The sequence below is a fragment of the Bacillus sp. FSL M8-0071 genome, from assembly GCF_037975455.1.
Classification (GTDB): domain Bacteria; phylum Bacillota; class Bacilli; order Bacillales; family Bacillaceae; genus Bacillus; species Bacillus subtilis.
Genome location: NZ_CP150256.1, coordinates 2,687,484 through 2,700,178, shown reverse-complemented (window position 1 = coordinate 2,700,178; position 12,695 = coordinate 2,687,484). Strand labels below are relative to the sequence as shown.

Sequence of the window (12,695 nt, the reverse complement as noted above, 5' to 3'; positions counted from 1 at the left end):
CTAGAGAAACCGCCTTGTCTTATAAAAGAGGGGATTATCATTGTTTACTGCATATCAAGATGCGCGCAGCTGGATTCACGGGAGGCTGAAATTCGGGGTGAAGCCCGGACTTGGTCGAATGAAACAGCTGATGGCGCGGTTAGGACATCCTGAAAAAAAAATCCGAGCGTTCCACGTCGCAGGAACAAACGGTAAAGGATCAACTGTCGCTTTTATCCGTTCTATGCTGCAGGAAGCCGGATATACGGTTGGAACATTTACATCGCCTTATATTATTACGTTTAATGAACGGATCAGCGTAAACGGGATACCGATTTCAGATGAGGAATGGACAGCACTCGTCAATCAAATGAAACCGCACGTTGAAGCCCTTGATCAAACGGAATACGGACAGCCGACAGAATTTGAAATTATGACAGCTTGTGCATTTTTATATTTTGCAGAGTTTCATAAGGTCGATTTTGTTATTTTTGAAACAGGTCTGGGCGGTAGATTCGATTCTACTAATGTGGTTGAACCGCTCTTAACTGTGATTACAAGCATCGGACACGATCATATGAACATTTTGGGAAACACCATTGAAGAAATTGCAGGAGAAAAGGCCGGCATTATTAAAGAAGGTATTCCAATCGTTACAGCAGTTACCCAGCCGGAAGCTTTACAGGTCATCCGCCATGAAGCCGAACGGCATGCTGCGCCGTTCCAGTCATTGCATGATGCATGTGTTATTTTCAATGAAGAGGCTCTGCCTGCAGGAGAACAGTTTTCATTCAAAACGGAAGAGAAATGCTATGAAGATATTCGGACATCTCTGATTGGCACCCATCAAAGACAAAATGCTGCTTTGTCCATTTTGGCTGCGGAGTGGCTCAATAAGGAGAATATCGCCCATATCAGTGACGAAGCGTTAAGGAGCGGGCTTGTGAAGGCTGCTTGGCCGGGACGGTTAGAGCTTGTTCAGGAACATCCTCCGGTATATTTAGACGGTGCGCATAACGAAGAAGGTGTTGAAAAGCTGGCGGAAACGATGAAGCAGCGTTTCGCCAATTCACGCATTTCTGTGGTGTTTAGCGCGTTAAAGGACAAACCGTATCAGAACATGATTAAAAGACTGGAAACCATTGCTCATGCGATTCATTTTGCTTCTTTTGATTTCCCGCGTGCTTCCCTTGCAAAAGATCTCTATGATGCAAGTGAAATCAGCAATAAAAGCTGGAGTGAAGATCCAGACGATGTAATCAAATTCATAGAAAGTAAAAAGGGCTCAAATGAAATTGTGCTGATTACCGGATCTCTTTACTTTATTTCTGACATTCGAAAAAGGTTGAAATAAAAGCATCCGGCTCCGGCAGAATCAAAAAAAGATTCTGCCGTTTTTTTCATGTGTAAAATTGAATATTCCCAATTGGAGCTCAGGATGTCCATTTTGCTACAATCCATACCAGAACTCAATGAGTAAAGGTGTGTTGTCTATGCTATCCATTCTTTTTATCTTCGGGCTTATCCTTGGTTCTTTTTACTATACGGCCGGGTGCCGTATCCCCTTACATCTATCTATTATTGCGCCCCGTTCATCATGCCCGTTTTGCCGGCGAACATTAACTCCTGCAGAATTAATTCCCATCCTGTCATTCCTATTTCAAAAAGGTAAATGTAAAAGCTGCGGGCATAGGATTTCTTTTATGTATCCCGCAGCAGAGCTTGTGACAGCGTGTTTATTTGCCGCCGCAGGAATACGCTTTGGCATATCGCTGGAACTGTTTCCCGCTGTGGTGTTTATCTCTCTTCTCATTATTGTTGCAGTGACAGATATTCATTTTATGCTGATTCCAAATCGAATATTGATTTTCTTTCTTCCCTTTTTGGCGGCCGCGAGATTGATTTCTCCGCTTGATTCCTGGTATGCAGGCCTGTTAGGTGCGGCAGCCGGATTTTTGTTTCTGGCTGTAATTGCCGCAATCACCCATGGGGGAGTAGGGGGAGGAGATATTAAATTATTTGCGGTGATTGGCTTTGTGCTTGGTGTGAAAATGCTGGCAGCTGCCTTTTTCTTTTCAGTTTTGATAGGTGCATTATATGGAGCGGCAGCTGTTCTGACTGGTAGACTCGCTAAAAGGCAGCCGCTTCCCTTCGCCCCCGCTATAGCCGCAGGGAGCATTTTAGCCTATTTATACGGTGACTCTATCATTTCTTTTTATATCAAAATGGCATTGGGCTGACTGCTGAAAAATTTGACGAACGTTTTTTGGACAAGGCGACAAAAGTCTTGTTCTTTTTTTCTTTGCCTGTGCTAAAGTGTGTAGCATGAAAAGCCGACAAGAACGGTCAAGCAAATGAAGGGAGGAAGCGGAATTGAAAAAAAGAAAGAATAAAAAAAACAGTAAAGCCGCAGAAAAAGCCCTCAAGGTGACGATTAATGGAAAAGAAGAGACGGTTTACGAACAAGAGACGCCTGAGACAGAGGCGAATAAAAGCATGACATTTTCAAATTGGGAGGAAAAAAGACAGGCAGAACAAGAGGTTGCGGCATCCCAGGAACACCCTGATGAAGATGAATTCAATTGGGATTCCGAGGAGGACAAGGTGTTTAAAGAGGACCCTAAAGTTGTTCCTCCTTTTCAAAAGAAAAAAACAAAGCTTTACGCAAAAGGAAAGACCGGGGCTGCCAAACCGGTAAAAAGAGTGGCCGCGACGATTGCCTTCGCGGCTGTCATTGGCACTGGATTAGGGTTATTCGCGTTAAACATATCGGGGAATAAAGAAGCGTCAGCACCGGCCTCTTTAGAGGATTCTTTAGGCAGCCAAACGGCAAAAGCAGGGGATACTTCTGCTGATAAACAAACCTCAGGCGCAGAAAAACAAGCGGCACAAACTGAAGGTACATACAAAACATACGCTGTGCAAGCCGGAAAATTTTCAAATGAAAAGGGCGCCGAAACGTTAACAGAACAATTGACCGAAAAAGGATATTCCGCCGTGTCACTGTCAAAGGATGACGGGTATACGTATGTCATCGCGGGCTTAGCAAGTGAAAAGGAGGTCTCACAGCAGTTAGGACAGGTTTTAATCGACAGTGATTTTGAAGCCTGGGGAGGCAAGGAGCTTTCCTTATCAATAGAGTCAGATATGACAGATTCTTTTAAGGAAACAGCGGAGCTTGCAGCAAAGGCGATTCTCGACGAAGACATTACAAAAGCGAGTGTAGAGAAAATAGAAAAGTCGCTTGGTGAAACAAAAGCGTCAGAAACAGGAGAGAAAAAAGCGATTTTGCAGGCTTTAAAGGAATTAGAGGATCCAAGTGCTGAAGCCGGGTGGAAGGCTCAGCAGGAGCTGTTAGCCGTCGTAAAATAAGAGATAGTGCCCTGAGCCTTCGTCCTTTAGTGACAGGCTTTTTTTATTTTGTCATGAAAAAGTTATTTTTCTGAAATTGTGACAAGCCTCGTGATTTGGTAGGATAAACGAGTATCTTTTTTTCTTAAGCAAACCCTGAAAGGATGACGAACATGACAAAACCGCTAATACTTGCATCACAATCTCCGCGCAGGAAAGAACTCCTCGATCTTCTCCAGCTGCCCTACTCCATTATTGTCAGTGAAGTAGAAGAAAAATTAAATCGAAACTTTTCACCAGAAGAAAACGTCCAATGGTTGGCAAAACAAAAAGCTAAGGCTGTAGCTGATCTCCACCCGCATGCAATCGTTATCGGTGCTGATACAATGGTATGCCTTGACGGCGAATGTCTTGGCAAACCGCAGGATCAAGAAGAAGCTGCTTCTATGCTGCGGAGGCTTTCAGGCCGAAGTCACTCAGTAATAACCGCGGTCAGCATTCAAGCTGAAAATCACAGCGAGACTTTTTATGATAAGACAGAAGTTGCGTTTTGGTCCCTCAGTGAAGAAGAGATTTGGACATATATTGAAACAAAAGAGCCGATGGATAAAGCAGGTGCATACGGCATCCAAGGAAGAGGCGCGCTTTTTGTAAAGAAAATAGACGGAGATTATTATTCAGTCATGGGCCTTCCTATATCAAAAACAATGAGAGCTCTTCGCCATTTTGATATAAGGGCATGACGGTTCTATAAACGGGAAGGGAAAGAAAAGGAGTGCTTGGTCATACACGATCTGCCATTAAAACTCAAAGATTTCCCAATGAAAGAAAAGCCAAGGGAACGGCTCCTGAAAGTCGGAGCCGAGAACTTAGCGAATCATGAACTTTTGGCTATATTATTGCGGACAGGGACTAAACACGAATCTGTTTTGGACCTGTCAAACCGGCTGCTGCGCTCATTTGACGGGCTGCGCCTGCTCAAGGAAGCATCGGTTGAAGAGCTGTCAAGCATCCCGGGAATCGGTATGGTAAAAGCGATTCAAATACTGGCAGCAGTTGAGCTTGGAAGCCGGATTCATAAATTAGCCAACGAAGAACATTTCGTTATTCGCTCCCCGGAAGACGGCGCTAATCTTGTCATGGAGGATATGCGCTTTTTAACCCAGGAGCATTTTGTCTGTTTATACTTAAATACAAAAAATCAAGTCATCCATAAACGCACCGTATTTATCGGAAGCCTGAATTCATCTATTGTCCACCCGCGAGAGGTGTTTAAAGAAGCGTTTAAACGATCTGCCGCTTCCTTTATCTGTGTTCATAATCATCCTTCTGGAGATCCGACGCCGAGCAGGGAAGATATTGAAGTGACAAGACGGCTGTTTGAATGCGGAAACCTGATTGGCATCGAGCTGCTTGACCATTTGGTGATCGGGGATAAAAAATTTGTGAGTTTAAAGGAAAAAGGATATTTGTAACACTTTTTTTTTCGTCGAATTAAGCTATAATAGAGTTTATGAGTTTTTCCCTTTAGGGTATTTTTGCTTTAAGAAAGGAAGATACATACATATGTTTGGAATTGGTGCTAGAGACCTTGGTATAGATCTTGGAACTGCGAATACGCTTGTTTTTGTAAAAGGAAAAGGAATTGTTGTGAGAGAGCCGTCAGTTGTCGCTTTGCAGACGGATACGAAATCGATTGTCGCTGTCGGAAATGATGCGAAAAATATGATTGGACGGACACCGGGCAACGTGGTGGCTCTTCGCCCGATGAAAGACGGCGTTATCGCTGATTATGAAACAACGGCGACGATGATGAAATATTACATCAATCAGGCCATAAAAAATAAAGGCATGTTTGCCAGAAAACCATATGTAATGGTATGTGTCCCATCAGGCATTACAGCTGTTGAAGAACGCGCTGTTATCGATGCGACAAGACAGGCGGGAGCGCGTGACGCGTATCCGATTGAAGAGCCTTTTGCCGCAGCAATCGGAGCCAATCTGCCAGTTTGGGAACCGACTGGAAGCATGGTTGTTGATATCGGGGGCGGTACGACAGAAGTTGCGATTATTTCCCTCGGAGGCATCGTAACGTCTCAGTCAATCCGTGTAGCCGGTGATGAGATGGATGACGCGATTATCAACTACATCAGAAAAACGTACAATCTGATGATCGGTGACCGTACGGCTGAAGCGATTAAAATGGAAATCGGATCTGCAGAAGCTCCTGAAGAATCCGACAACATGGAAATCCGCGGCCGCGATTTGCTCACAGGTTTGCCGAAAACAATTGAAATTACAGGAAAAGAGATTTCTAACGCTCTACGCGACACTGTATCTACAATTGTCGAAGCAGTGAAGAGCACACTCGAAAAAACACCGCCTGAGCTTGCAGCAGATATCATGGACAGAGGTATAGTGTTAACCGGCGGCGGAGCGCTTTTGCGCAATTTGGACAAAGTCATCAGCGAAGAAACAAAAATGCCGGTCCTTATCGCCGAAGATCCGCTTGATTGTGTAGCGATCGGAACAGGGAAAGCACTGGAGCACATCCATCTTTTCAAAGGGAAAACTAGATAATCGGGAGTTCAATAGAAGAGGTGTAACACGATGCCGAATAAGCGGTTAATGCTATTACTTCTGTGTATTATCATATTGGTGGCTATGATTGGATTTTCGCTGAAGGGCGGCCGCAATACCACCTGGCCTGAGAAAGTGATCGGCGATACGACGGGAGTATTTCAAAATATTTTTCATACGCCTGCCGAATTTTTTGCAGGAATATTTGAGAACATCAATGATTTAAAAAACACATACAAAGAAAACGAGCGTCTAAGAGAAAAACTTGACGGACAGACACAATATGAAGCCAAGCTTCAAGAGCTTGAAGAAGAAAACAAATCCTTGCGTGACGAGCTTGGCCATGTCAAATCGATTAAAGATTACAAGCCGATTTTAGCAACGGTCATCGCCAGAAGCCCTGATAATTGGGCGAAACAGGTCACCATTAACAAGGGGACTCAGCAAAACGTAGCGAAAGATATGGCCGTTACAAACGAAAAAGGCGCATTAATCGGCAAGATCAAAAGCTCCGGACTTAACAATTTTACGTCTGCTGTTCAGCTTTTAAGCGATACTGACCGCAATAACAGAGTCGCGACAAAAATTTCCGGAAAAAAAGGCAGCAAAGGCTACGGCTTGATCGAAGGATATGACAAAGAGAAAAAACGTCTTAAGATGACAATTATTGAGCGTAAGGATAAACAAGACGTGAAAAAAGGCGATCTTATTGAAACATCAGGGACAGGCGGTGTTTTCCCAGAAGGGCTGACAATCGGTGAAGTGACTGATATCGAGTCAGATTCCTATGGATTAACGAAGGTTGCTTATGTAAAACCTGCGGCTGACCTTACAGATTTAAATAATGTGATCGTTGTTAACCGTGACGTGCCGACTGTCGATACAGAGGAGGAAGGATCGTGAAACGTTTCCTTCTCCCTTTCGTTATGATGCTTGTTTTTTCTGCGGAAAGCATTTTTACAGATTTGGTGCATTTTCCTTTCGTTACAGATGACCAAGTGCTCGCCCCGCGTTTTTTGATGCTTGTATTGATATTCATGTCGGCTTTTATCAACCAAAAACACGCGATGATTTACGGATTTATTTTTGGCTTTCTATATGACATGAACTATACAAGTCTATTAGGCGTTTACATGTTTGGTTTTGCAGGGCTATGCTATTTGGCTTCAAAAGCGTTTAAAGTGTTGCATACAAACGCATTTGTAGTGATATTGATAGCAGTTCTGGCTGTCTGTCTGCTCGAATTTTACGTATTCGGCATTCAGTCTTTGATTCATAAAGACATTATGACGTTTAACGGATTTGTGCTTGACCGGTTTATACCGACAATTTTATTAAATATTGCAGCAGCTCTTATTCTTGTTCTGCCATTTAGATTGTTTTTTATGAGTCTAAAGAAAGAATTGAGAGATGAGTAAAAAGGATTTTATCTTTTTTTGACGAAATGAGTATGTTGTTGAGGTGAATATTGTGAAGACCAAAAAGCAGCAATATGTAACAATAAAAGGAACAAAGAATGGACTAACATTGCATCTGGATGATGCGTGTTCTTTTGATGAGCTTCTCGATGGTCTTCAGAATATGCTGTCAATTGAACAATATACCGATGGAAAAGGCCAGAAAATCAGCGTTCATGTTAAGCTGGGAAATCGCTTTTTATATAAGGAGCAAGAGGAACAGCTAACCGAATTGATTGCGTCAAAGAAAGATTTGTTTGTTCATTCTATTGACAGTGAAGTCATTACTAAAAAAGAAGCACAGCAGATAAGAGAGGAAGCCGAAATTATTTCTGTTTCAAAAATTGTCCGTTCAGGCCAAGTGCTGCAGGTAAAAGGCGACTTGCTCCTGATCGGTGACGTGAATCCCGGCGGAACAGTCAGGGCCGGAGGGAACATTTTTGTTCTGGGCTCACTGAAAGGAATTGCGCATGCTGGATTCAATGGAAATAATCAAGCGGTCATCGCCGCCTCTGAAATGCTTCCGACACAATTAAGAATCAATCATGTGTTAAATCGCTCCCCAGACCACATTCAAAAAGGGAACGAAATGGAATGTGCTTATTTAGATACAGACGGAAATATGGTCATTGAACGCCTTCAACATTTGGCTCATTTAAGACCTGATCTAACAAGGCTTGAGGGAGGAATGTGAATTGGGTGAGGCTATCGTAATAACTTCGGGAAAAGGCGGAGTAGGTAAGACAACAACATCTGCGAACCTCGGTACCGCCTTAGCCATTTTAGGGAAGCGCGTATGCTTAGTAGATACTGATATAGGACTGCGCAACCTTGATGTTGTAATGGGTCTTGAAAATAGAATTATTTACGATCTGGTAGACGTTGTAGAGGGCAGATGCAAAATGCATCAGGCGCTCGTAAAAGACAAACGTTTCGATGATCTGCTCTATTTAATGCCCGCTGCTCAAACGAGCGATAAGACAGCTGTTGCTCCTGAACAAATTAAAAACATGGTCCAAGAGCTCAAACAGGAATTTGACTATGTCATCATAGACTGTCCTGCCGGAATCGAGCAAGGGTACAAAAATGCCGTTTCCGGAGCTGATAAAGCGATTGTGGTCACTACGCCTGAAATCTCAGCTGTTCGTGATGCTGACCGTATTATAGGACTGCTGGAGCAAGAGGAAAATATTGAACCGCCGCGGCTCGTTGTTAACAGAATCAGAAATCACCTGATGAAAAACGGTGACACGATGGATATCGACGAAATCGTACAGCATCTGTCGATCGATTTGCTCGGAATCGTGGCTGATGATGATGAAGTCATTAAAGCTTCCAATCATGGCGAACCGATTGCGATGGACCCTAAAAACCGCGCTTCCATTGCATATCGCAATATTGCCCGCCGCATCTTAGGTGAATCTGTTCCTTTACAGGTGCTTGAAGAGCAAAACAAAGGAATGATGGCTAAGATTAAGTCATTTTTCGGAGTAAGATCTTAATGTGATAGAATCAAAGAGAAGAATCTGACAAAGCATATGCTGTGTCAGGTTTTTTTTGTTTTTGCCTGCTTTGTTCTTGACTAAACCGAATATTTGCCATGGACAAGACATATGATGTACAAACCCAACGAATGCAAAGGATGATGGCAATGAGTCACAGAGCAGATGAAATCAGAAAACGATTAGAGAAAAGAAGAAAGCAGCTTTCCGGCTCAAAACGTTTCTCTACTCAGACAGTTTCTGAAAAGCAGAAACCCCCGTCCTGGGTGATGGTAACGGATCAGGAAAAGCATGGAACACTTCCGGTCTACGAAGATAACATGCCAACATTCAACGGAAAACACCCATTGGTGAAAACAGATTCAATTATCCTGAAATGTCTTCTGTCGGCCTGCCTTGTTCTCGTTTCAGCTATAGCCTATAAAACAAACATTGGACCCGTCAGTCAGATTAAACCCGCCGTAGCCAAAACCTTTGAAACTGAATTTCAATTTGCTTCAGCAAGCCATTGGTTCGAAACCAAATTCGGAAATCCGCTTGCTTTCCTGGCTCCTGAACACAAAAATAAGGAACAGCAGATTGAAGTAGGCAAAGATCTGATCGCGCCTGCATCCGGGAAAGTACAGCAGGATTTTCAGGACAATGGGGAAGGAATTAAAGTCGAAACAAGCAGTGATAAGATTGATAGCGTAAAAGAAGGCTATGTGGTTGAAGTCAGCAAAGACAGCCAAACGGGACTGACGGTTAAGGTGCAGCATGCTGACAACACCTATAGTATCTATGGCGAGCTCAAAGATGTGGATGTTGCTTTATATGATTTTGTGGATAAAGGCAAAAAGCTCGGTTCGATTAAGCTTGATGATCATAATAAAGGGGTCTATTATTTTGCCATGAAAGACGGCGATAAATTTATTGATCCGATTCAGGTGATTTCATTTGAATAAATGGCTCGACCTTATCTTAAAGATCCATGTGCATCCTTTTCTTTGGATTATTGCGGCGCTGGGCTTGCTCACAGGCCATATGAAAGCATTATTATGTCTGCTCCTGATTGTATTGATTCATGAGCTGGGGCATGCTGCTCTGGCTGTGTTTTTTTCTTGGAGAATCAAGCGTGTTTTTTTGCTGCCGTTTGGCGGAACGGTCGAAGTGGAAGAGCACGGGAATCGGCCGTTAAAGGAAGAGTTTGCGGTCATTATTGCCGGACCTCTTCAGCACATCTGGCTTCAGTTTGCCGCCTGGATGCTTGCAGAAGTCTCAGTGATTCATCAGCATACCTTTGAACTCTTCACCTTTTATAATCTTTCTATCTTATTTGTCAATTTACTGCCGATCTGGCCGCTGGATGGAGGAAAACTGTTATTTTTGTTGTTTTCCAAACAGCTGCCTTTTCAAAAGGCTCACCGGCTTAATCTAAAAACGTCGCTCTGCTTCTGCCTGCTGCTCGGGTGCTGGGTTTTATTCGTGATTCCTCTGCAAATCAGCGCATGGGCTTTGTTTGTCTTTCTGGCTGTTTCCTTGTTTGAGGAATATCGGCAAAGGCACTATATCCATGTGAGATTTCTCCTCGAAAGGTATTACGGAAAAAACAGGGAGCTTGAGAAACTTCTGCCGCTGACAGTAAAGGCGGAGGATAAAGTCTATCATGTGATGGCCGAGTTCAAACGTGGCTGTAAGCATCCGATTATTATAGAAAAATCAGGCCAAAAGCTCAGCCAGCTTGACGAGAATGAAGTGCTGCACGCTTACTTTGCCGATAAGCGGACGAATTCTTCCATGGAGGAACTGCTTCTGCCCTACTAAAACTGATTGACAAACGCCTTGTATTTTGGTATATTTTTTAATGTTATGGATGTAGCACCATTGCTACAACCGCTCAGTACAGGTGTTAAGAGCTTTTACAGCCCCCTGGTATCTGGCGAGTCTTAGTCTAATAGGAGGTGCAGAGAATGTACGCAATCATTAAAACAGGCGGTAAACAAATCAAAGTTGAAGAAGGCCAAACTGTTTACATCGAAAAACTTGCTGCTGAAGCAGGTGAAACAGTTACTTTTGAAGACGTTTTGTTTGTTGGCGGAGACAACGTGAAAGTCGGCAACCCTACAGTTGAAGGCGCAACAGTAACGGCTAAAGTTGAAAAACAAGGCCGCGCGAAAAAAATCACTGTTTTCAGATACAAACCAAAGAAAAACGTTCATAAAAAACAAGGTCATCGTCAGCCTTACACTAAAGTGACGATCGAAAAAATCAACGCGTAAGCATGATTCAGGCAACAATCAGAAGGTCTCATGATAAAGGCATATTGTCTTTTGAAATGACGGGCCATGCGAATTTTGCTGAACATGGACAAGATCTTGTTTGTGCCGGAGTGACAGCCGTTGTGTTTGGGGCCGTTAACGCGGTCATTGTGCTCGCGGGCTTCGAGCCGCTTCTTGATATAGGAGAGGACGGGGGTTATTTTTATTTTGAATTCCCTGAATCTCTTGATCCAGAGGCACGCCAAAAAGCTCAGCTGCTGATTGAAGGCATGATTGTTTCGCTGGAGACAATCGAACGGGATTACAAAGACAACTTGCGTGTGACCACAAACATAATATAGGAGGTGAGCTACATGCTTAGATTAGATCTTCAGTTTTTCGCTTCTAAAAAAGGAGTAGGTTCTACAAAGAACGGACGTGACTCTGAGGCTAAACGTTTAGGTGCTAAACGTGCTGACGGTCAATTCGTAACAGGCGGTTCTATCCTTTACCGTCAACGCGGAACAAAAATTTACCCAGGTGAAAACGTGGGCCGCGGCGGAGATGACACTCTATTTGCGAAAATCGACGGAACTGTTAAATTCGAACGTTTCGGCCGTGACCGCAAAAAAGTGAGCGTATATCCTGTAGCTCAATAATGATTCAAAAAACTCCGGTCGATGATGACTGGAGTTTTTTTTGCAATATGCGGAGTAAACACCTAGAATGAAATGCAGAGTATGTGCGAGCAGACCCCGCCAAGAATGAGAATAAACATCTCAAACCCACTGGATATGTTCCCCAAGCAGTAATACATAAAATGTTCTGCCTGGCTGCAAATCAACCAAAGCCAGAAAAAAGGAACATGATATTTCTGGGAAAAACAATTGTTTTTCTAACAAAGCCTTCTCTGTTATAATTCATAATACACACTTATACAGACTCCTAAATAAGAAATTAAATGATTGGGAGTGCGAAAATGAAGGATGTTTCAAAAAATCAAGAAGAAAATATAAGCGACACGGCATTAACAAACGAACTGATTCATCTGCTTGGCCATTCCCGGCATGATTGGATGAATAAGCTGCAGCTGATTAAAGGAAACTTAAGCTTACAGAAGTATGACCGTGTCTTTGAAATGATTGAAGAAATGGTTATAGACGCAAAGCACGAATCAAAGCTCTCAAACCTGAAAACACCGCATTTGGCGTTTGATTTTCTTACGTTTAATTGGAAAACCCATTATATGACGCTTGAATATGAAGTTCTCGGAGAAATTAAGGATTTGTCGGCTTATGATCAAAAGCTGGCGAAACTGATGAGAAAGCTGTTTCATCTGTTTGATCAAGCAGTCAGCAGAGAGAGTGAAAATCATTTAACGGTTTCGCTTCAAACGGATCATCCTGACAGACAGCTGATTCTGTACCTTGATTTTCACGGCGCCTTTGCCGATCCATCTGCTTTTGATGATATTCGGCAGAATGGATATGAGGACGTTGATATCATGCGTTTTGAAATCACGAGTCACGAATGTCTGATTGAAATTGGGTTGGACTAGCGGAGTTTTTAACGGTTTAGAACGGAGGACA

17 protein-coding genes and 1 other annotated feature are annotated in these 12,695 nt (G+C 43.1%); of the genes, 16 read left to right on the top strand and 1 reads right to left on the bottom strand.

The genetic code is table 11. From position 1 onward, the window contains the following. Positions 1-40 precede the first annotated feature (40 nt). The 15 genes from MKX71_RS13980 (at position 41) to rpmA (ending at position 11,765) form a co-directional block, all read left to right on the top strand. Positions 41-1,333 carry a folylpolyglutamate synthase/dihydrofolate synthase family protein gene (locus MKX71_RS13980; protein WP_003229640.1) on the top strand — a complete coding sequence of 431 codons (1,293 nt, stop codon included), beginning with the start codon at positions 41-43 and terminating at the stop codon, positions 1,331-1,333. A 139-nt stretch (positions 1,334-1,472) separates the two neighbouring features. After that, on the top strand, positions 1,473-2,219 hold the full coding sequence (locus tag MKX71_RS13975; protein WP_010886586.1) for an A24 family peptidase: 747 nt from the start codon (positions 1,473-1,475) through the stop codon (positions 2,217-2,219). A gap of 133 nt (positions 2,220-2,352) precedes the next feature. Beyond that, entirely contained in the window at positions 2,353-3,351 is a 999-nt protein-coding gene (spoIIB, locus tag MKX71_RS13970) for a stage II sporulation protein SpoIIB (protein WP_004398782.1), read from the top strand. Between the two features lie 152 nt (positions 3,352-3,503). Further along, on the top strand, positions 3,504-4,073 hold the full coding sequence (locus MKX71_RS13965; RefSeq protein WP_004398496.1) for a Maf family nucleotide pyrophosphatase: 570 nt from the start codon (positions 3,504-3,506) through the stop codon (positions 4,071-4,073). A 36-nt stretch (positions 4,074-4,109) separates the two neighbouring features. Continuing rightward, positions 4,110-4,805, top strand: coding sequence for a DNA repair protein RadC (radC, locus tag MKX71_RS13960; protein WP_003246034.1), 696 nt, complete (start codon positions 4,110-4,112; stop codon positions 4,803-4,805). Between the two features lie 91 nt (positions 4,806-4,896). Further along, positions 4,897-5,910, top strand: coding sequence for a cell shape-determining protein MreB (gene mreB, locus MKX71_RS13955; protein WP_003229650.1), 1,014 nt, complete (start codon positions 4,897-4,899; stop codon positions 5,908-5,910). A gap of 30 nt (positions 5,911-5,940) precedes the next feature. After that, positions 5,941-6,813: a rod shape-determining protein MreC gene (mreC, locus tag MKX71_RS13950; RefSeq protein WP_009967915.1), complete on the top strand. Its 873-nt coding sequence runs from the start codon at positions 5,941-5,943 to the stop codon at positions 6,811-6,813. Continuing rightward, positions 6,810-7,328, top strand: a complete 519-nt coding sequence (gene mreD / locus MKX71_RS13945) for a rod shape-determining protein MreD (RefSeq protein WP_004398811.1) — start codon at positions 6,810-6,812, stop codon at positions 7,326-7,328. Before mreC ends, mreD begins: the two co-directional genes overlap by 4 nt. A gap of 52 nt (positions 7,329-7,380) precedes the next feature. Continuing rightward, a complete protein-coding gene (gene minC / locus MKX71_RS13940) occupies positions 7,381-8,061 on the top strand; it encodes a septum site-determining protein MinC (protein ID WP_004398901.1) in 681 nt (226 codons plus the stop codon). Between the two features lies 1 nt (position 8,062). After that, positions 8,063-8,869 (top strand): septum site-determining protein MinD, encoded by an 807-nt coding sequence (minD, locus tag MKX71_RS13935; RefSeq protein ID WP_004398624.1) that lies wholly within the window; start codon positions 8,063-8,065, stop codon positions 8,867-8,869. Between the two features lie 149 nt (positions 8,870-9,018). After that, positions 9,019-9,813, top strand: a complete 795-nt coding sequence (gene spoIVFA, locus MKX71_RS13930) for a stage IV sporulation protein SpoIVFA (RefSeq protein WP_004398684.1) — start codon at positions 9,019-9,021, stop codon at positions 9,811-9,813. Continuing rightward, the gene (gene spoIVFB / locus MKX71_RS13925) at positions 9,806-10,672 is read left to right on the top strand and encodes a stage IV sporulation intramembrane metalloprotease SpoIVFB (RefSeq protein ID WP_339231228.1); all 867 of its coding nucleotides are present in this window, start codon (positions 9,806-9,808) and stop codon (positions 10,670-10,672) included. The genes spoIVFA and spoIVFB overlap by 8 nt, the downstream gene beginning before the upstream one ends. 57 nt (positions 10,673-10,729) lie before the next feature. Next, positions 10,730-10,805, top strand: a sequence feature (ribosomal protein L21 leader region). Positions 10,806-10,818: 13 nt separating this feature from the next. After that, positions 10,819-11,127: a 50S ribosomal protein L21 gene (gene rplU, locus MKX71_RS13920; protein WP_003229668.1), complete on the top strand. Its 309-nt coding sequence runs from the start codon at positions 10,819-10,821 to the stop codon at positions 11,125-11,127. Between the two features lie 2 nt (positions 11,128-11,129). Then, positions 11,130-11,468, top strand: coding sequence for a ribosomal-processing cysteine protease Prp (locus MKX71_RS13915; RefSeq protein ID WP_003229669.1), 339 nt, complete (start codon positions 11,130-11,132; stop codon positions 11,466-11,468). A 12-nt stretch (positions 11,469-11,480) separates the two neighbouring features. Next, positions 11,481-11,765, top strand: coding sequence for a 50S ribosomal protein L27 (gene rpmA, locus MKX71_RS13910; protein ID WP_003222623.1), 285 nt, complete (start codon positions 11,481-11,483; stop codon positions 11,763-11,765). Positions 11,766-11,885: 120 nt separating this feature from the next. Here rpmA and MKX71_RS13905 read toward each other — a convergent pair whose 3' ends face one another. Beyond that, positions 11,886-12,008, bottom strand: coding sequence for a hypothetical protein (locus tag MKX71_RS13905; protein ID WP_003229671.1), 123 nt, complete (start codon positions 12,006-12,008; stop codon positions 11,886-11,888). Between the two features lie 77 nt (positions 12,009-12,085). On the opposite strand from MKX71_RS13905, the gene spo0B reads away from it, so the two are divergent. Next, on the top strand, positions 12,086-12,664 hold the full coding sequence (gene spo0B, locus MKX71_RS13900) for a sporulation initiation phosphotransferase Sop0B (RefSeq protein ID WP_004399131.1): 579 nt from the start codon (positions 12,086-12,088) through the stop codon (positions 12,662-12,664). Positions 12,665-12,695: the final 31 nt, after the last annotated feature.